The sequence below is a fragment of the Streptomyces sp. NPDC029041 genome, assembly GCF_040637515.1.
Lineage (GTDB): Bacteria > Actinomycetota > Actinomycetes > Streptomycetales > Streptomycetaceae > Streptomyces.
Map to the genome: position 1 here is coordinate 146,616 of NZ_JBEZWO010000012.1, position 24,475 is coordinate 171,090.

The 24,475-nt window shown below is 73.0% G+C and carries 22 protein-coding genes and 1 tRNA gene; 12 read left to right on the plus strand and 11 right to left on the minus strand.

Features of this window, described 5'->3' with window-relative positions; translation table 11 throughout:
- Window positions 1–89: 89 nt before the first annotated feature.
- The 4 genes from AB0F04_RS29155 to AB0F04_RS29170 form a co-directional block, all read right to left on the minus strand.
- The gene (locus AB0F04_RS29155; protein ID WP_362046585.1) at window positions 90–1,298 is read right to left on the minus strand and encodes a lipid-transfer protein; all 1,209 of its coding nucleotides are present in this window, start codon (window positions 1,296–1,298) and stop codon (window positions 90–92) included.
- Window positions 1,295–1,702, minus strand: a complete 408-nt coding sequence (locus AB0F04_RS29160) for a MaoC family dehydratase (protein ID WP_362046588.1) — start codon at window positions 1,700–1,702, stop codon at window positions 1,295–1,297. Before AB0F04_RS29160 ends, AB0F04_RS29155 begins: the two co-directional genes overlap by 4 nt.
- Complete coding sequence (locus AB0F04_RS29165; protein ID WP_362046591.1) at window positions 1,699–2,613, minus strand: OB-fold domain-containing protein; 915 nt, start codon at window positions 2,611–2,613, stop codon at window positions 1,699–1,701. The genes AB0F04_RS29160 and AB0F04_RS29165 overlap by 4 nt, the downstream gene beginning before the upstream one ends.
- 183 nt (window positions 2,614–2,796) lie before the next feature.
- Window positions 2,797–3,120 carry a hypothetical protein gene (locus AB0F04_RS29170; RefSeq protein WP_362046594.1) on the minus strand — a complete coding sequence of 108 codons (324 nt, stop codon included), beginning with the start codon at window positions 3,118–3,120 and terminating at the stop codon, window positions 2,797–2,799.
- Window positions 3,121–3,490: 370 nt separating this feature from the next.
- Here AB0F04_RS29170 and AB0F04_RS29175 point away from each other — a divergent pair, with 370 nt between their 5' ends.
- Genes AB0F04_RS29175 through AB0F04_RS29190 form a run of 4 tightly spaced genes read left to right on the plus strand, consistent with a single transcriptional unit; the run spans window position 3,491 to window position 6,049 of the window.
- Window positions 3,491–4,360 (plus strand): bifunctional DNA primase/polymerase, encoded by an 870-nt coding sequence (locus AB0F04_RS29175; RefSeq protein WP_362046597.1) that lies wholly within the window; start codon window positions 3,491–3,493, stop codon window positions 4,358–4,360.
- Between the two features lie 37 nt (window positions 4,361–4,397).
- Window positions 4,398–4,862 (plus strand): hypothetical protein, encoded by a 465-nt coding sequence (locus AB0F04_RS29180; RefSeq protein WP_362046600.1) that lies wholly within the window; start codon window positions 4,398–4,400, stop codon window positions 4,860–4,862.
- A 9-nt stretch (window positions 4,863–4,871) separates the two neighbouring features.
- On the plus strand, window positions 4,872–5,480 hold the full coding sequence (locus AB0F04_RS29185) for a DinB family protein (RefSeq protein ID WP_362046603.1): 609 nt from the start codon (window positions 4,872–4,874) through the stop codon (window positions 5,478–5,480).
- Window positions 5,477–6,049: a GNAT family N-acetyltransferase gene (locus AB0F04_RS29190; protein ID WP_362046606.1), complete on the plus strand. Its 573-nt coding sequence runs from the start codon at window positions 5,477–5,479 to the stop codon at window positions 6,047–6,049. The genes AB0F04_RS29185 and AB0F04_RS29190 overlap by 4 nt, the downstream gene beginning before the upstream one ends.
- Before the next feature lie 166 nt (window positions 6,050–6,215).
- Here AB0F04_RS29190 and AB0F04_RS29195 read toward each other — a convergent pair whose 3' ends face one another.
- A complete protein-coding gene (locus AB0F04_RS29195; RefSeq protein ID WP_362046609.1) occupies window positions 6,216–10,631 on the minus strand; it encodes a WD40 repeat domain-containing protein in 4,416 nt (1,471 codons plus the stop codon).
- A gap of 530 nt (window positions 10,632–11,161) precedes the next feature.
- On the opposite strand from AB0F04_RS29195, the gene AB0F04_RS29200 reads away from it, so the two are divergent.
- The 3 genes from AB0F04_RS29200 (at window position 11,162) to AB0F04_RS29210 (ending at window position 12,705) form a co-directional block, all read left to right on the plus strand.
- Complete coding sequence (locus AB0F04_RS29200; protein ID WP_362046612.1) at window positions 11,162–11,629, plus strand: hypothetical protein; 468 nt, start codon at window positions 11,162–11,164, stop codon at window positions 11,627–11,629.
- An 89-nt stretch (window positions 11,630–11,718) separates the two neighbouring features.
- Window positions 11,719–11,934, plus strand: coding sequence for a ferredoxin (locus tag AB0F04_RS29205; protein ID WP_362046615.1), 216 nt, complete (start codon window positions 11,719–11,721; stop codon window positions 11,932–11,934).
- Window positions 11,935–11,943: 9 nt separating this feature from the next.
- Window positions 11,944–12,705, plus strand: a complete 762-nt coding sequence (locus AB0F04_RS29210; RefSeq protein ID WP_362046618.1) for a PIG-L deacetylase family protein — start codon at window positions 11,944–11,946, stop codon at window positions 12,703–12,705.
- On the opposite strand, the gene AB0F04_RS29215 is transcribed toward AB0F04_RS29210, so the two are convergent.
- From AB0F04_RS29215 to AB0F04_RS29230, 4 genes are all read right to left on the minus strand, one after another.
- Complete coding sequence (locus tag AB0F04_RS29215; protein WP_362046621.1) at window positions 12,700–13,461, minus strand: glycosyltransferase family 2 protein; 762 nt, start codon at window positions 13,459–13,461, stop codon at window positions 12,700–12,702. The genes AB0F04_RS29210 and AB0F04_RS29215 overlap by 6 nt on opposite strands.
- A gap of 51 nt (window positions 13,462–13,512) precedes the next feature.
- Window positions 13,513–13,896 (minus strand): hypothetical protein, encoded by a 384-nt coding sequence (locus AB0F04_RS29220; RefSeq protein ID WP_362046624.1) that lies wholly within the window; start codon window positions 13,894–13,896, stop codon window positions 13,513–13,515.
- A gap of 471 nt (window positions 13,897–14,367) precedes the next feature.
- Window positions 14,368–14,454, minus strand: a tRNA-Ser gene (locus AB0F04_RS29225).
- Between the two features lie 63 nt (window positions 14,455–14,517).
- Window positions 14,518–15,942 (minus strand): trypsin-like peptidase domain-containing protein, encoded by a 1,425-nt coding sequence (locus tag AB0F04_RS29230; RefSeq protein WP_362046627.1) that lies wholly within the window; start codon window positions 15,940–15,942, stop codon window positions 14,518–14,520.
- A 287-nt stretch (window positions 15,943–16,229) separates the two neighbouring features.
- On the opposite strand from AB0F04_RS29230, the gene AB0F04_RS29235 reads away from it, so the two are divergent.
- From AB0F04_RS29235 to AB0F04_RS29245, 3 genes are all read left to right on the plus strand, one after another.
- Window positions 16,230–17,057: a glycerophosphodiester phosphodiesterase gene (locus tag AB0F04_RS29235; RefSeq protein WP_362046630.1), complete on the plus strand. Its 828-nt coding sequence runs from the start codon at window positions 16,230–16,232 to the stop codon at window positions 17,055–17,057.
- A gap of 167 nt (window positions 17,058–17,224) precedes the next feature.
- Entirely contained in the window at window positions 17,225–17,863 is a 639-nt protein-coding gene (locus AB0F04_RS29240; protein WP_362046633.1) for an ATP-binding protein, read from the plus strand.
- A gap of 266 nt (window positions 17,864–18,129) precedes the next feature.
- Window positions 18,130–19,119 (plus strand): DUF5926 family protein, encoded by a 990-nt coding sequence (locus AB0F04_RS29245; protein ID WP_362046636.1) that lies wholly within the window; start codon window positions 18,130–18,132, stop codon window positions 19,117–19,119.
- A gap of 251 nt (window positions 19,120–19,370) precedes the next feature.
- Here AB0F04_RS29245 and AB0F04_RS29250 read toward each other — a convergent pair whose 3' ends face one another.
- Together AB0F04_RS29250 and AB0F04_RS29255 are read right to left on the minus strand one after the other, a co-directional pair.
- A complete protein-coding gene (locus tag AB0F04_RS29250; RefSeq protein WP_362046639.1) occupies window positions 19,371–20,087 on the minus strand; it encodes a hypothetical protein in 717 nt (238 codons plus the stop codon).
- A gap of 55 nt (window positions 20,088–20,142) precedes the next feature.
- Window positions 20,143–20,808: a bifunctional DNA primase/polymerase gene (locus tag AB0F04_RS29255; RefSeq protein ID WP_362046642.1), complete on the minus strand. Its 666-nt coding sequence runs from the start codon at window positions 20,806–20,808 to the stop codon at window positions 20,143–20,145.
- Window positions 20,809–21,312: 504 nt separating this feature from the next.
- Between AB0F04_RS29255 and AB0F04_RS29260 the strand changes: the two genes are divergently transcribed.
- Together AB0F04_RS29260 and AB0F04_RS29265 are read left to right on the plus strand one after the other, a co-directional pair.
- Window positions 21,313–22,827, plus strand: a complete 1,515-nt coding sequence (locus tag AB0F04_RS29260) for a PP2C family protein-serine/threonine phosphatase (protein ID WP_362046645.1) — start codon at window positions 21,313–21,315, stop codon at window positions 22,825–22,827.
- A gap of 77 nt (window positions 22,828–22,904) precedes the next feature.
- Complete coding sequence (locus tag AB0F04_RS29265; protein WP_362046647.1) at window positions 22,905–24,368, plus strand: aminopeptidase P family protein; 1,464 nt, start codon at window positions 22,905–22,907, stop codon at window positions 24,366–24,368.
- The last annotated feature ends 107 nt before the right edge of the window (window positions 24,369–24,475 follow it).

The following is a 24,475-nucleotide window of genomic DNA, read 5'->3' on the forward strand; positions in this document are numbered from 1 at the left end:
GGTGCCGAAGCGGAGTCCCCCTCAGGTTGTACGGGTAGGGCCTGCCGCACCTCCTGTAGGTGGAGCGAAGGGCCCGCGGTACTGCGGGTTCACCCCTGGGGGTCCGCGGTGAGCACGAGTCCCGACGTCGGCACACCCGTCCCGGCCGTCACCAGGACCCGCTCCGCTCCCGGTACGGGGTTCGCGGCCGTGCCCCTGATCTGCCTCACGGCCTCCGCGATGCCGTTCATGCCGTGCAGGTACGCCTCCCCGAGCTGTCCGCCGTGCGTGTTGAGGGGCAGGCGCTCCTCTGCCACGAAGTCCGCCGCCTCGCCGGGGCCGCAGAAGCCGAACTCCTCCAGCTGCGTCAGCACGAACGGCGTGAAGTGGTCGTAGAGGATCCCCACGTCGATGTCGGCCGGGGCGAGCCCCGAGGTGCGCCACAGCCGGCGGGCGACGACGCCCGCCTCGGGCAGACCCGTCAGGTCGTCGCGGTAGTAGCTGGTCATCTGCTCCTGGGCGCGTCCGGCGCCCTGGGCGGCCGCGGCGATCACGGCGGGCGGGTGGGGCAGGTCGCGGGCGCGTTCGGCGGAGGTGACGACGAGGGCCTGCCCGCCGTCGGTCTCCTGGCAGCAGTCGAGCAGACGCAGCGGTTCGACGATCCAGCGGGAGGCGGCGTGGTCGGCCAGGGTGATGGGCCGGCCGTGGAAGTGGGCCGCCGGGTTGGTCGCCGCGTACTTGCGGCCGGTGACCGCCACGTGTCCGAAGGCCTCCGGGGTCAGCCCGTAGGTGTGGAGGTAGCGCTGGGCCGCCATCGCCACCCACGAGGCCGGGGTGAGCAGGCCGAACGGCAGCGACCAGCCGAGGGCCACGCCCTCCGCCGACGGTTCCCTGTGCCGCACCCCGGAGCCGAAGCGGCGGCCCGAGCGCTCGTTGAACGCCCGGTAGCAGACGACCACGTCGGCCACGCCCGCGGCGATCGCCAGCGCGGCCTGCTGGACGGTGGCGCAGGCCGCGCCGCCGCCGTAGTGGACCCGGGAGAAGAAGGAGAGCTCCCCGATGCCCGCCGCCTGGGCGACTGTGATCTCGGGGCTGGTGTCCATGGTGAAGGTGACCATCCCGTCGACGTCGGCCGGGGCCAGCCCGGCGTCCGCGAGGGCCGCGCGCACCGCCTCGACGGCGAGGCGCAGTTCGCTGCGGCCGGAGTCCTTGGAGAACTCGGTGGCCCCCACACCGACGACGGCCGCGCACCCACCGAGACCGCCCCGCCCTCGCCCGCTCGTATCGGACCCGCTCCGCCCACTCCCGCTCCCGCTCACGACGAGACGCCCTCTCCCGCCCCTGCCGGGACCCTGACCGTCACCGTGCCCGTGACGTGCCGGCCGAGGGAGTTCGCGCCGACGATCCGGACCGTCGCGGTGTCGCCGTCGACCTCCTCGACCGTGCCGGTCAGCACCATCGTGTCGCCGGGGTGGTTGGGCGCGCCGAGCCGGATGGCGACCCGGCGCAGCCGCGCACGCGGACCGAAGTGGTCCGTGATGTAGCGGCCGACCAGGCCGTTGGTCGTCAGGATGTTCATGAAGATGTCGGGCGAGCCCTTCTGCCGCGCGAGCTCCGGGTCGTGGTGGACGTCCTGGTAGTCGCGGGAGGCGATCGCTCCGGCGACGATCAGGGTGCGGGTGACCGGGATCTCCAGCGGCGGGAGCCGGTCACCGGCCTTCACGACGTCACCCCCTCGAAGACGGGCAGCACCAGCTCGTCGTCGTACCGCCGGAACTCCAGCCGCACCGGCATGCCGATCCGCACCTTGTCGTACGGCACCCCGACCACGTTGCTGACGATCCGCACGCCCTCGGCGAGTTCGATCAGGCCGACCGCGTAGGGCGGCTCGAAGGCCGGAAAGGGCGGGTGGTGCATCACCACGTAGGAGTAGACCGTGCCTTCGCCGCACGCCCCGACGGTGTCCCAGTCCGCGGAGCCGCACGTGTTGCAGCCCGGCAGCCAGGGGAACCGCAGGGTGTCGCAGGCCGTGCAACGCTGGATGAGGAGTTCGTTGCGGGCCACGCCTTGCCAGAAACCGGCGTTGTCGCGGTTGACGACGGGGCGGGGGCGGCGTTCCGCCGGTGCCGAAGGCCGCCGCGCCGGGGCGTACTTGAGGATGCGGAAGCGGTGGATCCCGGCCGGTTCACCGCCCGCGCGGACGTCCGTGCGGGTCGTGACGAAGTACCCCGCCCCCAGCTTCGTGGTCTTGCGGCCGGACACCGACTCGATCACCGAGTCGAAGGTGATCTCGTCCCCCGGGCGCAACGGGCGCAGGTACTCCTGCTCGCAGTCGGTGGCGACGACCGCGTCGTGGCCCGACGCGTCGAGCAGGGCGAGGAGTTCGTCGTAGGCCGCGGTGCGTTCCGGGCGGCGGGTGAGGCCGGCCATGGTCCAGGCCTGGAGCATGGTGGGCGGAGCGATGGCGTCCGGGCCCGTGTACGCGGGGCTGGTGTCGCCCATGGCCTCGCACCAGTGCCTGATCATCGGCTCGTTGACGGGGTCGCGGCCGACCCCGGTGGCGGCGGCCGGCAGGCCCTCGTAGGCCTTCAGGCGCGCCTCGAACTCCTTGTGGACCTCCGGCTCACCACTCACAGTTTCTGACTGTCCGTCAGATCTATGGCTCCGTCAAGCCCTGCAGACCTCCCGCCGAGTCCTGGGGACGCCGAGAAAACGCCTGCGCGGCGGTACCGGAGTACCGCCGCTCAGACGTCTGTGACCCATGAAGCACACCCCCCGCAGCGCCCGGGCCGGCGTCGGCGCACCGGCCCGCTCAGCTCACCACAGCGGGGTGAAGATGACGGTGGTGTCCGCGTTCTCCTGGTTGACGGCCGTGAACTCCGAGCCGTTGACCTGCGCGGCGTTGCTCCGATTCGAGGCGCCGTCACCGAGGGCCTGCTGCTGGGTCGTGCCCGCGTTGCCGAAGTTGTCGCCGCCGACCCCGCTGCCGAGGATGTCCTGCTCGGTCTCCGTGGCCGACGCGATGGATCCGTTGTCCGCGAAGGCGCCGCTGTCCGCCGTCGCGACACCGGTGAAGAGGGCGGCCGCGAGCGGAAGGGCGGAGACGGCCGCGATGACGCGGGCGGTACGGATGCTTGCCATGTTTCTTGTCCCTCCAGGGGCTGATCGAACCGAGGACGCACCCGGCTCGTGACCGTTCGGTGCGTGAACCACTGCTTCACCAGGGAAGTTGGCCGACCGCCCCGGTGCGGTGCTCGACGTCGCGAGTCCAGGGTTGCCCACCGAATCCCCGGCGAACCACCCCGGAAGCCGCTTTTCGCACGCAAGCGTGAGGACAAGTCGATAAACCCCGATCCGTCACTTCCGTACCGGACAGGAGTGAAAGGGGGCACTCGAACCCGGGTGCCGCAAGGGGCGAAGCGTTCCAGCAGTTTTCCCGGCCCCACCCGGCCCCGGCGCGTCGCCCCCGCTCCCTCTTTCCTTTTTCGAACGTACGTACGAAACTAGAGGCATGGCCACCACCGACCGGCAGGCCACGACGCTGGCCCTCGCACACGCCCTGTCAGCCGCCGAACGCGGACTGGCCGTCATCCCTCTGTCCCGCTCCAAGCTCCCGGCACTGCGCTCCCCGCACCGCGACGACGACCCCGCCTCCTCCCCTTGCCACGGCGGGTGCGGCAGGCCCGGGCACGGGGTCTACGACGCCTCCAGCGACCCGGACCGCATCCGCGAGCTGTTCACCGCCGCGCCCTGGGCGACCGGCTACGGCATCGCCTGCGGGCTGCCCCCGCATCATCTGATCGGCCTCGACCTGGACGTGAAGACCGGCACGGACTCCACGGCCGCCCTGCGCGAGCTGGCGCTGCGGCACCTGTTCACGATCCCGCCGACCGTGGTCGTCGTGACCCCGTCCGGCGGGCGGCATCTGTGGCTGAGCGGTCCGCCCGAGGTGGTCGTCCCCAACTCGGCGGGCCGGCTCGCCCCCGGCATCGACATCCGGGGCGCGGGCGGCTACCTGGTCGGCCCCGGCTCCCGCACCGGCCAGGGGGTGTACGCCGCCGCGCCGGGCACCGCGCACCTGGCCCCCGCCCCCTGCCCGCGCTCCCTGCTGCGGCTGCTGATCCCGCCACCCCGCTCCCACCACACCGTCCCCGCGGCGACCGGCGGGCACGGCCAGGGCCTGGTCCAGTTCGTCCTGGCCGCGCACGAGGGCCAGCGCAACACCCGACTGTTCTGGGCGGCCTGCCGGGCCTACGAGGACGGCATCGGCCCGGCGCTGGTGGACCCCCTGGTCGACGCGGCCCTGAACACCGGCCTGTCCGAGCGGGAGGCCAGGGCGACGATCGCCTCGGCGGCCCGGATGACGGGGCACCGGCCGTGAGCACGGCCCCGCCCACGACCACCAGCGAAAGACCTCGATGCACCACCACGCAAAGGCGCCGGCCCTGGCGCTCGCCCGCCTCGTCCTGGCCTCCGGCCGCCCGGTGGACCTCGCCGAGCTGCGGTTCTCCTCGACGTACGGCGACCTGCTGGACGGCTACCCCTGCAAGGCGCTGAACGACCTGCGGATCCGGGGCCTCCTGCACGCCGCCGAGCGGTCCCGCCCGGGCACGCCGGTGCACCTCGTCCCGCCGCGGCGCGCGTACCCCGACCAGTACGCGGGCGGCCTCGGGCCGGTCGAGGTGCTGCCCGCGGTGGCCTGCCTCGGCACGTTCCACTCCACGGCCCTGGACCCGGCCCACGACCCGGTCGCCTACCGCTCGCGCCTGACCGTCGTCTGGTTCCAGGACACGCCCCGCCTGCCCGCGGACTCCGACGCCGAACCGGCGCTGCGGGACCTCGACTGGGCGGTACTGGCCCGGGACGCCCCGGCGCCCCCGTAGGGTCGGCCGATGAGCGCTTCCCGCATCGAACTTCCCCGCTGGCAGTTCGAGTTCACCTGGTCATTGTTCGAGTACCACCTGGAGCGGCTGGAGCCCGGGGACTTCCTCTGGGAGCCCGCGGAGCTCTGCTGGACGATGCGCCGGGGCCCCGCCGGCACCTGGGTCCCGGACTGGGCGGACACCGAACCCGACCCGGTCCCCGTCCCCACCCTCGCCTGGGTGAGCTGGCACCTCGGCTGGTGGTGGAGCGTGGCCCTCGACCACCTCCAGGGCCGCCCGCCCCGCGACCGCGAGGACATCGTCTGGCCCGGCGAGGGTGCCCCGACGGTCACGTGGCTGCGGGACCTGCGCGTCCAGTGGCTGAAGGTCCTGGACGGCCTCACCGACCAGGACCTCGACGCCACGGCCCCGTTCCCCTGGCCGCACGACCCCGGGCACACCGTCGAGCACATGGTGGCCTGGGTGAACGCGGAGCTGATGAAGAACGTCAGCGAGATCGGCCAACTGCGGCTGCTGCGGGCGGCGTCCGCCCGGAACGCGGGACCCGGGCATTCCACCAGGGCGGGCTCCCGGCCTGCGGAGCGCGCCCGCCCGGTGCGTGGCATCGTGGAGGAATGAGCATCGACGTGCGCCCGGCCACGGACTTCGAGGACGTCCGTGCCGTGCTCGGGCCGAAGTCGCCCGGGGCGAACGTCTGCTGGTGCCTGAGCTACCGGGTCCCCTCCGCGCTCAACAAGGAACTGCGCGGCCCGGCCCGCGGTGAGTACGTCGCCGGGCTGTGCCGCGCGGAGCCGCCCCCGGGGGTGCTCGCCTACGACGGTGCCGAACCGGTCGGCTGGGCCGCCGTCGCCCCGCGCGCGGACACCTCCTTCGCCCGCAACCGCAAGATCCCGCACCTCGACGACCTGCCCGTGTGGTCGCTGTGGTGCGTCCGGGTCCGCCCGGGACATCGCAAGCAGGGCGTCTCGCACGCCCTGATCGCCGGCGCGGTCGCGTTCGCCCGGGAGCGGGGCGCACCGGTGATCGAGGCGTACCCGCTGGACAACGGCGACGCCAGGGTCGATCCGACGATGGCGTACGCGGGTCTGCGCAAGAACTTCGAACGGGCCGGCTTCATCCACGCGGCGGACACGGACTCGGTCCTGGCCGGTCATCCCCGGGTTCTGATGCGCCTCGACCTGCAATGAGAAAAGGCCCGACCGCTGGCGACGGGGGATGCACCAGCGGTCGAGCCATGGCCAAGGGTAACAAGCGCTTGCCCACCGCGTGCCGACCGGCCACCCGTAAAGCCCGGTTGTGACTCGTCTCACTCAACTGTCCCGAGGATCGGGCCCGTTGTCCGCACCGGTCGTGTCAGTCGTCGCACGGCGGGTCGTAGGAGAGCCGGGGCAGGTACTCCCGCCAGACGTCCTGCGTCAGCACGCCCCGGGTCATCGCGCAGATACGGCGGACGGCCGTGCCGACGTCGAGGTTCCAGAGCCGGATGGTGTCCGCACCGCTCGACACCCCCAGCGTGTGGCTGTTCGGGCTGAACGAGAGGAAGGTGCCGGTCGTGGAGTTGGGGCTCATCGACTGGCCGATCGCGGTGGCGTGCGAGGGGTCGGCCACGTTCCACAGCCGGACGGTGCTGTCGTTGCCGCCGCTGGCCAGGGTGCGGCCGTCGCGGCTGAACGTCAGCGACACGACCGCCTCCGTGTGACCCGTGAGCAGCGCCTCCTGGGAGGCTTCGGCGGGGTCCGTGATGTCCCAGAGCCGGACGGAGTTGTCGTCGCCGGCGCTGGCCAGCGTGTGGCCGTCGCGGCTGTAGGCGAGCGCGTTGACCGCTCCGAGGTGGCCCCTCAGAGGTGCCCCGATCAGGGTCACCCGACCGGGGTCGGCCATGTTCCACAGCCGGATCGTGCCGTCCGCACTGCCGCTGGCGAGCGTCCGGCCGTCCGGGCTGAACACGAGGTGATTGACGTAGCCCTTGTGACCGGTGAGGGGGCTGCCGATCGGGCGCGGCCGGGCCGGGTCGCGGATGTTCCACAGCCGGATGGTGCGGTCGTCGTAGGCGGTGGCCAGGACCTTCCCGTCCGGGCTGAACGCCAGGGGGTCGGCGTACCGGATGCGCAGGCGGGCGGGAGAGCCGTGGCGGACGGGGTGTTCGGGGTCGCCGAGGTTCCACAGCTCCACCACCCTCTCGCCCGTCACGACCGCGAGGGTGCGGCCGTCCGGGGAGAACTCCAGGGAGCGCACGTCGCCCTTGCCCGGGCGGAACGGTTCACCGATCCGCGCCGGCCTGCCGGGCGTCCGCACGTCCCACAGCCGGATCCGCCCGTCCCGTGCCGCCGTCGCGAGCAGGCGCCCGTCCGGCCGGAACACCCCGGTCCGGCCGGTCATGTCCGATGTCGGCAGCGACCACAGACGGACCTTGTTGTCACCCGCCCCGGTCGCGAGGGTGCGGCCGTCGGGGCTGAAGCCGAGCGCGTACATCTCCCCGCTGCTGCCCGCGAGGGGCGCGCCGACCTGCGAGGGGTACTGCGGATCGCTGACCCTCCACAGGCTCGCGGTGCTGTCCGCGCTCGCCGCGGCGAGCATGTTCCCGTCGGGGCTGAAGGCCACGGACCAGACCGGCCCGGTGTGGCCGGTCAGCGGCGCGCCGACCGGGGCCGGACGGCCCGGACCGGCCATGTTCCACAGGCGTACGGTGCCGTCCGCGCTGCCGCTGGCGAGCGTCCGGCCGTCGGGGCTGAAGGCCACGGAGTGCACGGTGGTGGTGTGGCCGGTCAGCGGCGTCCCGGCCGGTTCCGGACGCGCGGGGTCGGACACGTCCCACAGCCGGATCGTGCCGTCGTCGCCCCCCGCGGCCAGCGTGCGGCCGTCCGGGCCGAACGCCACCGAGCGCACGGCCGCCCTGTGCCCGGTCAGGGGCTCGCCCAGGGCCCGCGCCCGGCGCGGGTCGCCCACGCTCCACAGCCGGACGGTGCGGTCGTCCCCGGCGGAGGCCAGCGTGCGCCCGTCCGGGCTGAAGGCGATCAGGTAGATCGTGCCGCCATGGCCGGTCAGGGGCCTGCCGAGCGAGGTCGGGTGCGCGGGATCGGACACGTCCCACAGCCGGATCGTGCCGTCGTCGGAGGCGCTGGCCAGCGTCCGGCCGTCCGGGCTGAACACCGCGCTGCTCACCCAGCTCGTGTGCCCGGTCAGGGGCTTGCCCAGGGGCTTGGGGCGCTTGGGATCGGCGACGTCCCACAGCCGTACCGTCCGGTCGTAGCTGGCCGTGGCCAGGACCCGTCCGTCCGGGCTGAAGGTCGTGAGGTAGACGGCACCCGTGTGGCCCGTGAGGGGCCTGGAGAGCGGGGCGTTCACGATGGAGATCAGGCGGCTGTTCGCGCCCTTGTCGTCCGGCCGCAGCCCGTGGGCGACCAGGTCGAGCTGCGCGGACAGCGACGGATCGGTGTCCTGGAGGCGGTCGGACTGGGCGAGTACCTGCTCGAAGACGGCCTCGTCCCGCTGCTTCCAGGCGACCACGGCCGACCCGGCGGCCAGCATCGCCAGGACGACCAGCGTCGCCACCGCGCCCCGGCTGATCCAGATGATCCGCCTGCGCAGCCGGACCGAGGCGGCCAGGAACTCCACGGCGCTGCGGGTCAGGAACGTGTCTCCGGCGGACCTCGCCCAGCCGTGGGCCTGCTCCAGGCGGGAGCCCCGGTAGAGCAGGGACGTGTCGCGGTTCGACTCCTCCCAGGCCCGGCCGTCCTCCTCCAGGCGCTGGCGCAGCAGGTTGCCCTGCCGGTCCTCGTCGATCCAGTCGCGCAGCCGCGGCCAGGCGTGCAGCAGCGCCTCGTGGGTGATCTCCACGGTCTCCGCGTCGAGCGTCACCAGCCGGGCGCGGACCAGCGTTTCGAGGGACTCCTCGGTCTTGCCGGGGTCGGCCGACTCCTCGGCGAGCTGCCGCCGGGTTCCGCGGCGGCGGGTGGCCTGGGTGTCCTCGCCCAGCCGTACCAGGCGGAGCAGCAGCAGCCGGGCGGCGGTGCGCGCGGCCGGGTCGAGGCCGGTCCAGGCCCGTTCGGCGGTGGCCGCGACCGCTCCCTGGATGCCGCCGGCCGCGCGGTAGCCGGCCAGGGTGAGCCGGCCCGCCTTCCGGCGCTGCCAGGTGGCGAGCAGGGCGTGCGAGAGGAGCGGCAGCACACCGGCGTCGTGCGCCCCGCCCGGGCCGTCGGCGCTGACCTCCCGGACGATCAGCTCCGCCAGCCCCGGTTCCAGCTCCAGGCCGACGGCCTTGGCCGGTCCGTTCACCGCCTCGCGCAGCTCCGCGGTGGTCAGCGGCCCGAGCACCATGTGCCGGTGCTGGAGCGCGTCGGCGAGCTCCGGGTACCTCAGGCAGCGGTCGTAGAAGTCGGCGCGTATGCCCAGCACCACGAGGGCCGGGGCCGGTCGGCCGGGACCGGCGGGTGAGCAGGCGGCGTGCAGGACCTCGATGAACGCCCGCCGGTCCGCCTCGTCGGGGCAGAGGGTGAACGTCTCCTCGAACTGGTCCACGATCACGACCGGACGGGCCCCGCCGGCTGCTTCCCGCCGGGCCCAACCACCGACGGCGGCACGAACGGCGTCGGCGAAGGGCACGGGGGCGGGGGTGGGGGTGGGTGCCGGGGCTGGTGGAACGGAGGGTGGAACGGGGGGTGGGTGCGGCGCGCGGTGCCCTGCCGGTGGGGGCGGGGGCCCGGGGTCTGCTGCGGGCGCGGGCCCGGGGTTTCCCGCGGGCGCGGGCCCGGGGTTTCCCGCGGGCATGGGCCCGGGTCCTCCGGGGGCGGGCCCGGGGTTTCCTGCGGGCGCGCGCCCGGGGTTTCCTGCGGACGCGGGCCCGGGGTTTCCCGCGGACGCGGGCCCGGGGTTTCCCGCGGGCATGGGCCCGGGTCCTCCGGGGGCGGGCCCGGGGTTTCCTGCGGGCGTGAGCTCGGGGCCTGGTTGGGGCGCGGGCCCGGGGGCTCCTTGGGGCATGGGTCCGGGGCTCGCTGCGGAGGCGGCGCCCGGTCGTGCTCGTGAGACCGGGACGACGGAGGCCAGCTCGGGGATGCACCGGACCAGCTCCGCCAGCGGATCACTTCCCGGTACGAGCTGTACGACCTCTCGAGGCCGGCCGTTCCCCTCGCTGCCGTCGCCGTCGTCACCGTCGTCACCGCCCAGCGCGCCGTCCCGCAGAGCGGGCACCAGGCCGGCGTTCAGCAGGGAGGACTTCCCCGCGCCCGACGCGCCCACGAGCATGACCAGGCCGCCCGTGCCCGCGACGGCCCCGAGCTGTGTGACGAGCGCGTCCGTGCTCCGCTCCCGGCCGAAGAACCACCGGGCGTCCTCCCGGCGGTAGGAGGCCAGCCCCCGGTACGGGCACACCCCGCCCGGCGTCGACGCGGACTCGTCCGCGGGCCGCTCCTCGGTCGCGGAGGGCGCCGGGCGCTCACCGACCGGGTTCGCCACCGCGCGTTCCCACAGCCGCTGCCACTGGCCGAGGTCGTACAGACCGGGGGAGACCGGCGTGGGCCGCGAGCGCCGCGCGTCGGGGATCAGTACGTGCAGCACCGCCGCGAGGGCGGGGAACTGGGCCGGGACGTTCCGGGCCCGGCGCCAGTCGCTGATGCGCTGCGCGGACACCCGCACGGGCCGCCCGCGTTCGTCGACCCGCTGGAGCCGGACGACCGCCTCGGACACCCGCTTGAGAGGGGGGTTGCCGGCTTCCTTGTACAGCAGTGCGAGGCGTTCCGCGAAGGCGGTGCGTGCCCCCGAGTCGGAACTCAAGGTCTCAGCTCCTTACTTCCACGCCTGGACGTCCGGACCGGAAAACTCACTCTATATCGCTGACCTGCGGCGATGCCGTCCGATGGGCACCGGAACCTCCTCCTCCATGGCCGGAAATGGCAGGATCCGGACGTGGATCCGGACGCAGCGGCGCACCCGTGCGGCCGGCTTCCGTCCGAACCGGACGACGAGGCTCCACCGTTCGGTACCGGTCCCCACGAGGGGAGGGACCGGTGCCGGACGATGTGGTGATCCTCCCCGGCACCCCGGCACGCAATCCCGGAATTCGTGTGCCCCACCCTCGGACCGTCCTGGCACGCGGCGTACCCCACCCTTCGGACCACGCTGGAAAACTGACGAACCGTCAGCTATGGTCGCCCTGCCGTACCGCTCACAGAGCGATGGACGAGCGCTCCGGGAACGACGTTCCAGCACGGAACGAGCACGGAGCGAGCACGTAAACGAGCACCGACGAGCGAGGCGCGAGCAGAGGCCGGACGACGCATCAGCGACGTACAGGGGTGAGCGCAGTGGAGTCACGTCCCGAGAGCCCACGACCGCAGGGTGCTCCGCGCTGGGTCGCGCTGTTCTACCGGCCTGCCGAGGGATCCTGGCGGACGGCCGCCCAATCGCCCCACCGCGCGCCCGTGCTGTACGCCCTCGGCGAGATGACCCAGACCCTGCGCGCCCGGGGCGACGAGGTGGCCGTCGCCCTGTGGGGGCCGAAGGACGGCGCGTGGCACCGGTTCGACACCTCGCTGGAGCAGACCGCGGTTGCGCAGCCGGACCCCGGGCCCTCCCCCGCCGAACCGGCCGGACTGGCGGAACGGATGACCGGCCGCCGCCACCAGGTCCTCATGGCGGGCCTGAGCAAGGCGGGGCTCTACGACCTCTCCCCCGAGGACGACACGACCGTCCGGGCGTTGGTGGAACACCTCGACGAGGCCGCCGTACGCCGGGTCGCCCACTGGCTGGCGGCCGCCGGGAGCGCGCGCTAGCCGGGCCGGTTCAGCCGGTGCCCCGCTGGGCAGTCAACTCCGGACGGCCGCTAGGCGCCGATGCCGTCAGGAGGGGGACGAACAGACACATGAAGGTCTTCGTGGACCGCGACCTCTGCTACGGCTCCGGCGAGTGCGCCCACCGGGTCCCGGCCGTCTTCGAGTTCATCGACGACTTCGGGGTCGTCCGGCCGGGACGCGAGGAGACGGGCGAGGATCCCGAGGTCCTGGAGGCGGCGGAGAAGTGCCCGAGCCAGGCGATCCGCATCACCGGGGCGCCGCAGTCGGCGCCGGACCGGCCGTAACGAGAGGCGATGACGCCACCGAGCCTGCTCGCGGTCTTCGCCCACCCCGACGACGAGTCCCTGACAGCGGGCGGCACCCTCGCCCGCCACGCGTCCGCGGGCGCGCGCACCGCGGTCGTCACCGCGACCTGGTCGGCGGACAGCCGGCGCGCCGCGGAACTCGCCGAGGCGCTCCGCGTCCTGGGCGCGGGCCCGCCCCGCATGCTGGGTCACGCCGACTCCCGCGTCCCGCACTCGGCCCCGGGCAGGCCGCGCTGGTGTGACGTACCGCTGGACGTGGCGGTGGGAGAACTGGTCGCGCACCTGCGCGACGTCCGCCCGGAGATCGTCGTCACCCACGACGCCTACGGCAACCTGACCGGCCACGAGGACCATGTGCATACCCACCGCGTGACCGCCCTCGCGGTCCACGCCGCCGGCCTGGAACGCCTCTACCCGGACGCGGGAGCGCCCTGGCGGCCGAGCGCCCTGTACCTGGCCACGCACCCCCACTCGGCCGCCCGGGTCTGGGGCGGGCATCTGGCCGCCGTGGGCAAGGCGGTGCGCACGGTCCCCGACGAACACGTCACCGCCACCGTCGACGTCACCCCCTGGCTGGACCGGAAGATCCAGGCGATCCTGGCCCACCGCACGGAGGTGGCACGGGGAGCGGCGCCGGGCCTGATCGCCGCCCTCCCCGCGGCCGAACGGCAACGGCTGCTCGGCACGGAGTGGTACACCCGACACGACCTGGCGCCGACGTCCCGCGCGCAGACCGAGCTGCTCTCATAGCGCGGCCGGCGCACCCCACCGGAGCCGGGACAACGCCCTGGCCCTGGCCTCCACCACGGCCATCCGCACCTCGCGCTCGGCCCGGTCGGTGTGGGCCGCCTGTCCGGTGACCTGCCCGTCCCACTTCCGGTACAGCAGGCCCACCTCCCGCGAGAACCAACCCCGGCTCACCGCGTTCAGCGCCAGCAACAGCCCCGTGTCCTCCGACGCGGGCAGCGCCATCCATCCGCCCAGCGCGAGCAGCAACTCCCGCCGCACGCAGAGCGAGGCGGGATGCACCTGCGCGAGGAAGCCGTTGGCCTTCCAGTGCGCGAGCACGGCCCCGCGCTCGATCGGCCCCTGGTCGGGATCGCCGGGGAAGCCGACGGTCGACCCGTCCGGCATGAGGTCGAGCACCCGCGAGGTGACCCAGCCGAGCTCCGGGTCCCGCTCCAGCACGTCGAGGTCCCGCGCGAGCGCGCCCGGCGTCAACCGGTCGTCGGCGTCGAGAACCTTCACGTACGCCCCGTCCCCGTGTGCCAGCGCCATGGTCCTGGCGACCCCGGGCCCCCCGGCCCGCCCCTGCCGGAACGTCACCCGGGCGTCCGTGGTGGGTACATACGGTCTGACGCCGTCGCTCTCCCCGTCCTCCTGCACGACCCAGTGCCACTCCCAGCCCTCGGGAAGCCGCTGCGCGCACAACGACGCGTAGGCCTCCGGCAGGAAGCGGGCGTGGGGGCCGTGCACGGCGGTGACGACGACGACGCGCCGACTCACTGGGCGCTCACCCACCCTTCTCCGACCGGCACACCCCGGTGATCGTAATCCTCACCGCGTACCCGGCCGGTGGCCGTCCAGTTCGAGAACGAGGTGATAGCCACCGGCGAGATCGACACCGGTCCGCTCGCGCAGCAGCTTCACCGCGGCGATCTGCTGACCGTCGTCGAGCAGCGCGCTCAACTCCTCGACGAGGGCGGCATCGAGCCGGCGCAGGGCGTCCAGCGCCTGGCCGTGGCTCGTGGGCAGCGTCCGCCCGCCGGCCAGCATCTCCACGGCCTCCCGCGCCGGGCCCCGCTTGAGCCAGGAGCCCCGGCGCAGCCTCCGGACGGCCTTGCCCGTACGGCCGTCCGCGACCAGCGCCCTCGCCTCGTCCTGCGCTTCCTGCCCGACGGGGGTGATCAGCGCCGCGGTACGGGCCTTGGTGTTCGTCATGACACTCCTGCGTGGTGGGATCCCGAGAGCGAAGACTAGGGAAAGCGGGTTGCCGTTGCCCTTCTCCGGAAAGAGGCCTCTCTTGCTGGGAGGGTGCGGGCGGGAAATCGGTGTTCGACTCACTGGTGCGCTGGCTAGCCTGCGGTCATGGCGAAGAAGCCTAGAGCGGTGGGACTCAGGTCCGGTCAGACGCTGTGGCGACGTGAGTGCAGACCGCAGGTGCAGGATCTGCAGGGCGGGCCGACGGCAGGGTGAAAACGCTCAAGCCTGCCGTCGGAGTGCGATCGTCAGGAAGTCGAGGCCGTGGGATACGCCGGGACCTCGGAGAGAGTTGGAGATCTGGTCCACGCCTGGTCCACACGTAGTGATCCACAACGCGACAGAGCCGGATCAAGGTGAGACAGGACCCATGCAGAAGGGGTGCCTCTGACGAGAGACACCCCTTCTGAACTGCAATATCTATGACCTGCGCGGAGGCGGTGGGATTTGAACCCACGGTGACATCGCTGCCACGACGGTTTTCAAGACCGTTCCCTTCGGCCGCTCGGGCACACCTCCCCGCGCCGGCCGTGATCGGCGGCGCGGGGACAAGGGTAACGGGTCGGCGCGGGCGGGTGGGGGTCAGTTGTCGCCGACGCGGGAACCGAGCGTGACGTCGACCGTGTGCTGCTTGCCGCCGCGCTCGTAGGTGATCGTGACCTTGTCGCCGGGCTGGTGGGTCCAGATCTCGCCGATCAGGGTCGGGCCGGAGTCGATCACCCGGTCGTCGAGCTTGGTGATGACGTCGCCCGGCTTGAGGCCCGCCTTGGCCGCCGGGCCGCCAGGCTCGACCGGTGCCGCGCCGCCCGCGCCCTGGTCGGTGATCTGCGCACCGTCGGAGCCGTCATCCAGGGACACGGACGCGCCGATCTTCGCGTACACCGGCTTGCCGTTCTTGATCAGCTCCTGGGCGACGTACTTGGCCTGGTTGATCGGGATCGCGAAGCCCAGACCGATCGAGCCCGACTGCCCCGTGCCGAAGCCGCCGTTGCCGGTGGACTGGATCGCGGAGTTGATGCCGATGACATTGCCCTGCGCGTCCAGGAGCGGACCGCCGGAGTTGCCCGGGTTGATCGACGCGTCGGTCTGCAGGGCGCTCATGTACGACGCCTGGCTGCCGCTGCCGTCGCTGGAGGCCACCGGGCGGTTCTTGGCGCTGATGATGCCCGTCGTCACCGTGTCGGACAGGCCGAACGGGGCGCCGATCGCGATGGTCGAGTCGCCGACGGCCACCTTGTCCGAGTCGCCGAGGGTGAGCGGCTTCAGGTCGGAGGGGGCGTCCTTGAGCTTGATGACCGCCACGTCGTAGCCCTGCGCGTGACCGACCACCTCGGCGTCGTACTTCTTGCCGGTGGGGAAGGTCGCCGTGAGCTTGCCGCCGTCCACCGCGTCCGCCACGACGTGGTTGTTGGTGACGATGTGGCCCTGCTTGTCGAAGACGAAGCCCGTGCCGGTGCCGCCCTCGCCGCTGGTGCTCTCGGCCTCGATCGTGACTGTGCTCGGCAGCGCCTTGGCGGCGACACCCGCGGTCGTGCCCGGGTCGCGCTTGACGTCGCCGCCGTTCGAGGAGGCGGAGACCGTCGTCGAACCGGTGCTCTCGTCGTTGTCCTTCGCCAGCACGTACCCGAGTCCGCCGCCCACGCCGCCCGCGACCAGCGCGGCCGCCAGCACCGCGGCGACCAGACCGCCGCGCCTGCGACCGGACGCCGGCGCCGGCTGCTGGTACGACGCACCCCAGCCGCCCGCTCCGGACCCGGAACCGCCGTCGCCGTACGGGGCGGCCGGCGGCGGGGGCGGGGGCCAGGACGGGTCGGGGGCGGAAGAGGAGCCGGGGTGGCCGGGGCCGGGGCCACCCTGTCCCTGGGGGGCCTGCCCCTGGGCGTCCTGTCCGTAAGGCGGCCCCTGGGGGGCCTGTCCCTGGGGGGCCGAGGCAGCGGGAGCGTCCACCGGCACGGGGGGTGCTGACGGGGCGGGGGGTACCGCGGTGCCCTCGTTCTCGGTGCTCACAGCTTCTCTCCTAGATCCACGGCCGTTTCCGGGTCGCATGCGTTCACGCTCTTTCACGCCGGTCGACGGGTCCGGCGCGATACAGCTGAGCTTGTCCCTTTGTATGCCGTCAGCTTTTCCCACCGGCCGTCAGGGCACCATAAGCAGTGCCTGTGCGTCCGAGGCCATTCTTTACATAGGTCATTACCGGCGAAAAGGATGCAATCCCAATGCCTCCGTCCGGACCTGCGTCTCCGTCGAGTCCGTCCGACCGGACGCGTACCCGCACTCGGTGGCACCATGACGCGGTGACCCACGCACGACAGCACGTGATTCAAGTCGTCGCCCACCGCGGAGCCTCCGAGGACGCCCCGGAACACACCCTGGCCGCGTACACCAAGGCCATCGAGGACGGCGCGGACGCCCTCGAATGCGATGTGCGCCTGACCGCCGACGGCCACCTGGTGTGTGTCCACGACCGCCGGATCAACCGTACGTCCAACGGCCGCGGCGCGGTCTCCGCACTGGAGCTGGCCGACCTCGCCGCCCTGGACTTCGGCTCCTGGAAGACGGGCGAGGCCTGGAAGGGGCGCGACGAGGAGCCCGACTGGGAGCACCGCCCCGAGGACCGCGAGGCGACGTCCGTGCTCACCCTGGAGCGGCTGCTGGAACTCGTCTCCGACGCCGGGCGCCACGTGGAACTGGCCATCGAGACCAAGCACCCCACACGCTGGGCCGGGCAGGTCGAGGACCGGCTGCTGGACCTGCTGAAGCGGTTCGGCCTCGACGCCCCGGTCGCCGCCGCCGAGTCGCAGGTACGGGTCATGAGCTTCTCGGCCCGCTCACTGCACCGCGTGCGTGCCGCCTCACCGACGCTTCCGACGGTCCACCTGACGCAGTTCGTCTCACCCCGGCTGCGCGACGGACGGCTGCCGCCGGGCGTGCGGATCGCGGGCCCCTCCATCCGCATCGTGCGCAACCACCCCACGTACATCGAGCGGCTGAAGCAGGCCGGCCACCAGGTGCACGTGTGGACCGTGAACGAGCCCGGGGACGTCGAGCGCTGCGTGGAGCTGGGAGTCGACGCCATCATCACCAACCGGCCGCGCGCGGTGCTGGACCAGCTCGGCCGCTGACGTCCGGCCCCAGCGCGACGACCTCTCACGCCCCACCAGACCCAAGCACACCTCTTGACCCCGCACCGTTCCGGGCGGGATCCTCCCTTCTCCGCCACACCGATGATTTCCAGCCAATGGTGACAGGGAGTGCTCCGGCGCGTTCGATCCGTATTCGGTCGTGGTGAATGCGTCACCGGGCGTGGATTGGCCGGTTTCCGGTACAGGCCAATGGGGCATCCACACCGTGGCGTGGGGCGAAGGAGGTCTCGGGGGTGGCGTTGGTGGTGGCACAGGAGGTGCCCACGTCGTCGAGCATGGCCGTTCCCCATGGCCCTGCGGGCGTGGGGGAAGCGCGACACCGGATGCGTACGCAGTTGCGCGGCGGTGGAGTCGCGGAATCGGTCATCGACGACGCCGTACTGATCCTTTCCGAACTCTTGAGCAACGCGTGCAAGCACGGCAGACCCCTGGGCGACGCGCTGTCCGGCGACGGTGACGTCCGAGCCGCGTGGCGCGTGGAGCCGGCCGGCCGGCTCGTCGTGGAGGTCACGGACGGCGGCGGCCCGACCCGCCCCGCCCCCGCGACCCCGTCGGTCACGGCGCACGGCGGCCGCGGGCTGAACATCATCAGCGCCCTCGCCGACGACTGGGGCGTACGGGACGACATCCGCGGTGAGGTCACCGTGTGGGTCATCGTCCACGACGACGTGCACGATCCGGACGCCGGCCACCGCCGCGACGACTTCGCGACACGCGTCGCCGCCCCCGCCGTCTCCCAGATACCCGGGCTGGACTTCACGGACGCCTTCGAGGACATGGACTGACCCCGACCGGAACCCGGACCGGTCAGGCTGCGAGCGACCAGGACTGGGACCGGCCAGGACCGAGACGCGCGGGGGCCGAGGCCGACGGTGGAGGGAACCGGCGGGGACCGGGGCCGACGGGGGCAGGAACCGGCCGGGACGGTGACCGAGGGGGCCGAGCGCGTACGCCGCGCGGGGCGGGTGTTGTCCACAGGACCCCGTGGCCCGGGGCACGAACGGCTAGGCTCGCGACCGTACGAGACGAGCCGTAACCGGGAGACCCATCGATGGCCAAGAAGCGACCCCAGACGAAGGCCAAGCGCCCGCAGACCACGGGCGGGGCCCGCACCGCAGGTGCTGAGGGAGACGTTCCGGTCGTCGGCGCCCGTGAGCCCTGCCCCTGCGGCAGCGGCCGCCGCTACAAGGCCTGTCACGGCCGGGCCGCCTCGCACGCCGCCACCGAGCTGGTGCACCGCCCCTTCGAGGGTCTGCCCGGCGAGTGCGACTGGGTGGCGCTGCGCGAGCTGGTCCCGGCGGCCACGGTCGGACTGACCCTCAAGGGCGGCCTGCCCGAGGGCGTCCCGGCGGTCACCCTGGCCACGGTCCTTCCCATGGCATGGCCGGCACTGCGCCGCGACGACGGCTCGGTCCTGCTCGGCCTGCAGAACGACACCTCCTCCGGCGACATCAGCCGCGACCTCGCCGACACCCTCCAGCGCGCCCTGGAGGCCCAGCCCGGCACGCCCGTCCAGGGGCGCCGCGCCCCGGCCGACAGTCCGCGGCTGCAGGATCTCCTCGACCCCGAGGGCGCCTTCGAGCCAGAAGTGCACAGCGGCTTCGAGTTCTGGGTGCCGGACCCGGAGAACGCCACGCCCGACGTGACCGCCTCCCTGGAGCGGGCCAACGCCGCGGCCATCCCGACCGTCAAGCTCCAGGGCGTGGACGCCGCGTACTGGTGCGAGACGCCGGAGAAGAACCACCTGCGGTGGGTCATGCCGCACGCCGAGGAGCTGCTGCTGGACGCCCTCGCCCGGCTGCACGCCGCGGGCCGTTCCAGCCTCGGCGAGGGCACCCGCCTGGTGGGGTCCTTCCGCGCTCACGGGCTCACGGTGCCGGTGTGGGACCTGCCGAGCGGGGTCACCGCCGAGGACGTGGAGAAGCCCGCCGCGGAGTTCGCCGAGCGTCTGGCCGCCGCCCTGGCGACGGACGCGCCGCTCACCGCGGACGAGCGCCGCGCCCGCGGCGGTCTCACCAACCGGCAGGTCACGCTCAGCTGACGCCCGCTCCGGGATCGCGCCGGCCGGCCCCCGGGCCGGCCGCCTCCGGCACCCCTTTGGGTCACAACTCCCGTTGGGGACAAGCCAGTCGGTGACTGGAAAGGCGAGTTCGAATTTGCGAACCGCCGATCTCTTGTTACCGTTCCAGTAGCCCGGTTGCTGGTGCATCCCCCGTCGCCAGCAACCGGGTCTTTGCGTCTCTGCTTCCGTTCACGGAACGCAGCAGCTCCTCAACTACCCGCTTCCACGCGCTAGTTGCTTCCCGAGCGCAGCAGCAACGGTCCCTGTCCGCCCCGCTCGGCGAACTCCGCGACGGCCGTGTACGCCGCCGGCTTTCCGCGTGCGGGCTCCCGGGGCGTCTCGCACGTTCCCGGCTCGTCCCCCGCCTCGAGGGCACACCTCATCCGCACGGTGCGATCGCCGGGACTCATCAGGGTCAGTGTGGCGTCCAGCGCCTCGCCCGTCGTATTGCGGTAGTAGGTCCGCGCCCACGTCTCAGCCCCCTGCGTCACCACACAGGTCTGCGCCTCGACGCCGTCAGGTGAGGCGAGTTCGGGACCGCACCGCACGGCGGTCGACAGGCCCTGGCCGAGCGCCGGAGGGCCGGGGGCGCCGGAGGCCGCCCCGGGCGCCTTGCCGTCGGCACGCGCTGAAGGCCGTACGGCAGCGGAATCCGACGAGCGGGACTCGGCACCGGAACGGGAACCCGACGGGCGGGAGTCGGCACCGGAATCGGACGAACGGGTGCCGGCACCGGCATCGGACGAGCGGGAGGCTGCACCGGAATCGGATGTGCGGGCGCCCGCGCCCACCGGAACCGCAGCGCGCCCGGCCCCCGTCGACTCCACCGGCCCCGCGGACGCCACCGCCAGCGGCAGTGCGATCGCGCACGCCACCACGACGCCCGCGAGGGCGAACAGTCTGATCTTTCGAGGGTCCCGGGAGCGGCCCCGGGCGTGACGCCGCATGGTTCCGGAACTTAACGCGCCCGGGCGGGCGCCGGGCTCGGCGCGCCCGACAGCCCTAGAACTCGGGCGCGCTCACACCCGTACGAGTGAGCGCTTCGACCACGGCGTCCACCACGGCCTCGACATCGGGCACCCATGGCGAGGCCGAGCCGGGCAGCGGTGCGCGCTCCCAGCGGGTTTCCCCCTGGCCGGTCTCGGAGGGCGGCAGTGCCAGGTAGCCGCCCTCGCCGTGGAAGCGGAGCGAGCCGGGCACGAAGTCCTTGGCGTAGAGCAGTTCCCCGAGCTGCTCCATGGAGTACGGCTTGACGAGGATCGCCCAGCGGGCGGGGGAGGCGACGACCGGGCCGAGCCGCATGCCCGTCTGGTCGAGCGCCTTGAGGGCGCGGGCGGCCGCCAGGGCCGGCAGCGAGACCGCGCAGGGCGCGTGACCGCCGGTGGCCAGCACGATGGGCGCGGCCGGCCGGTTGGCCCACCACCAGCGCACCATGCGTCCGTCGGTGGTCGCCGCGAGGAGGCCGGGGTCGAAGGGGTGCGCGCCGGGCACCGTGCAGTCGGGGTCGGGGCAGCTGCAGCGGGAGTGCCCCTGCGGGTCCGCCGCCACGCCCGGGAGTACGGGCCACTGCCACTGCGTCGCGTAGGTCAGGGCCGCGTCGATCAGCTCAGGCTTCCCGTCGCTGCGCTGAGGCAGGAGCCTGCGTCGCCTTCCGAGGATCTCGCGCATGAGCGCTCGTTCCTTTCCGTTGCACGCCTGGCAACACCGTGGTCCACATCACATCATGTGTCGATCACTTCACTGTGCGTACCTGTTGGCGCATCACACCCCTGCTCGAAGCAAGGGGAACCCCTATGGGCCGAGCTTTGGGCTGCCTCCGCGGCCGTCCCGCCCATACTGCGTCTGTCGAAAGCACGGACTGGCGTAGGGGGTGGCGAAGTATGGCGTTTGCCGTCGCGCGTATTTCTCTCCGCCTCCGCCACGGGAGGATGGGGCACGGTCGTCGGTGGATAGGACGCCCGGTTCCGTCACCAGGTTCCGGGTGATTCCCAACCACCCCTGGCCTTCACCGAGTACGTACCCATCACGACCGTTGTGACGCTCCGTCGAGCAGCCCCAGTCGACCGCAATAAGCCGTCCCCTGAGGCAGTTTTAAGCCAACTTTGCATTTCCGCAAGAGGAAGGGGAGTTGTTCCCTCGCATCTCACGGACACCAGGAATCCCAGCAGGACAATGCTGGACATCTCCTCACGAGTGCGTGTACATGTGGAGACACTGCTAGCGACGCAGAATGACATGGGGGTTTGCGATGCTTTTGAGCAGTACGTGCCGGTTGGAAGGCCGGACGCCATGAACGCTCCGCACCCTCCGAAAGTGGCCGGAATCGATTCAACGGTTCCAGCGCCCGCACACACTGTCGCGCCCGTGGCTGCGGGCTCGTCCCCGGCCGTACCCGCGAACCCCCCGGCCCCTGCCGGTGCCGTGCTCCAGGACCGGCTCGCCGGCTGGGTCTCCGACCTCACCACCCTGCACGAGCTGACCGAACGCCTGGCCCGCACGACCACGCTCGACGAGGCGCTCCAGGAGGTGCTGCGGGCCGGCGCCGCCCTGGTGGGTGCCCGGCGCGGCCTCGTCGTCCTGGAACCCGGCGACGGACTCGGCCCCGACACCACCACCGGCCTGGGCCTCGCCCGCGCCGATCTCGGCCACATCGAGACCGTGCCGCGCAGTGCCCTGTCCTACGGCCGGATCCTCGACGGGCTGCCCGGCGACGAGGACGGCATCGCCGAGCCCGACCTGTTCGCCCAGGAGGGGCTCGACCCCCGCCACCGCGAGGTCGCGGCCCGCCTCGGCTACGCCGCCAGCTACGCCCTCCCCCTGACCCCCGGCACCGCCGTCCGCCTCGGCGCCGCCGTCTGGCTCTACGACGAGCCCGCCGAACCGGGCGAGCGGCAGCGCCATCTCGCGGGGCTCTACGCGCGGTACGCCGCCGAGCACCTGGCCCGCCTCCTCGAACTGGATCGCACCCGCGCGTCCATGGCCACGATGTCGGAGGAACTGCTGCCCGCGCGGCTGCCCCGGGTCCCCGGCGTGCAGCTCGCGGCCCGGCACCGCACCGGCCCGCGCGGCGGCGGCGACTGGTACGACGCGCTGCCGCTGCCCGACTCCGCCCTCGGTCTGGCCGTCGGATCCGTCACCGGCTCGGGTCCCAGCGCGGTCGCCGCGATGGGGCGGCTGCGGGCGTCGCTGCGCGCGTACGCCGTGATGGAGGGGGAGGATCCGGTCGCCGTCCTGTCCGACCTGGAGCTGCTGCTGCGGCTGACCGAGCCGGCCCGGTCGGCCACCGCGCTGTTCGGCTACTGCGAGCCGGCCGCGCGCAAGATCACGCTGGCCGGTGCCGGGCACAGCCCGCCGCTGCTGATCGGACAGCGCCGTACCGAGTTCGTCGAGACGTCCGTCTCCGCCCCGCTGGGCATGCTCGCCTGCTGGGAGGCACCCAGCGTGGAGATCCTCGCCGAGCCCGGAGAGACGGTTCTGCTCTACACCGACGGGCTGCTGCACCGCACCGGCGAGGCCACCGACCGCGCTTTCGCCCGGCTGCACGCGGCGGCGGCGTCGGTGCCCCGGGCCCTGCGCGGCGAGCCCGGCGCCGTCGCCGACCACGTTCTGCGGAGCGTGCTGCCGGACGGGCTGGACGCGGCCGACGGTGCGGAGGACGTCGTGCTGCTGGCGGTCCGCTTCGAGTAACGCTCCTCGTCACCGCCCTGGGCCCCCTTCCCCACCGCCGTACAGTGGACGGTGGTCCAGTGCCGTTATCGAGGAGGATGACCGTGGCCGAGGAGCTCACACCGGCGACCCCGGACGAGAGCGAAGAGCCGATCAAGCAGCGGAAGAACGGACTGTACCCGGGCGTGTCCGACGAGCTGGCCGAGAACATGAAGAGCGGCTGGGCCGACACCGAGCTGCGCGACCTCGAGCCCATCCCCCAGGCCGCCGAGACCGCCGCCCGCAGGGCCGCGCTGTCCGCGCGCTTCCCGGGCGAGCGTCTGGTGATCCCCGCGGGCAACCTGAAGACCCGCTCGAACGACACCGAGTACGCCTTCCGCGCCTCCGTCGAGTACGCCTACCTCACCGGCAACCAGACCGAGGACGGCGTCCTGGTCCTGGAGCCCACGGCCGAGGGCCACGAGGCGACGATCTACCTCCTGCCGCGCTCCGACCGCGAAAACGGCGAGTTCTGGCTGGACGGCCAGGGCGAGCTGTGGGTCGGCCGCCGGCACTCCCTCACCGAGGCCGGGACGCTGTACGGCATCCCCGCCTCCGACGTCCGCGAGCTGGCCGGCGCCCTGCGCGAGGCCACCGGCCCGGTGCGGGTCGTGCGCGGGTACGACGCCGGCATCGAGGCGGCCCTGACCGACAAGGTCACCGCCGAGCGGGACGAGGAGCTGCGGGTCTTCCTCTCCGAGGCGCGCCTGGTCAAGGACGAGTTCGAGATCGGCGAACTGCAGAAGGCGGTCGACTCGACCGTGCGCGGCTTCGAGGACGTGGTGAAGGTCCTCGACAAGGCCGAGGCGACCTCCGAGCGGTACATCGAGGGCACCTTCTTCCTCCGCGCCCGCGTCGAGGGCAACGACGTCGGCTACGGCACGATCGCCGCGGCCGGGCCGCACGCCTGCACGCTGCACTGGGTGCGCAACGACGGAGCCGTGCGCTCGGGCGAGCTGCTGCTGCTCGACGCGGGTGTGGAGACGCACACGTACTACACGGCGGACGTCACGCGCACGCTGCCGATCAACGGCCGCTTCAACGACATCCAGCGCAAGATCTACGACGCCGTGTACGAGGCCCAGGAAGCCGGGATCGCGGCGGTGAAGCCGGGCGCGAAGTACCGCGACTTCCACGACGCCGCCCAGCGGGTGCTGGCCGAGCGGCTCGTCGAGTGGGGGCTCGTCGAGGGGCCCGTGGAGCGGGTGCTGGAGCTGGGCCTGCAGCGGCGCTGGACGCTGCACGGCACCGGGCACATGCTCGGCATGGACGTGCACGACTGCGCCGCCGCGCGGGTCGAGGCGTACGTCGACGGTGTCCTCGAGCCGGGGATGTGCCTGACCGTGGAGCCCGGGCTGTACTTCCAGGCCGATGACCTGACCGTGCCGGAGGAGTACCGGGGCATCGGGGTGCGGATCGAGGACGACATCCTCGTGACGGAGGACGGCAACCGGAACCTGAGTGCGGCGCTGCCTCGCCGGTCGGATGAGGTCGAGGCCTGGATGGCGTCCGTCAAGGGCTGAGTTCCGGGTACGGGGGTGTGGGGGCTGGTCGCACCCACGCGGCCGAGCCCCGCGCCCCCAAGGGGCGCCGGGGACAGCGCGACCACCCCCCCCCGACCCCCCCCCCC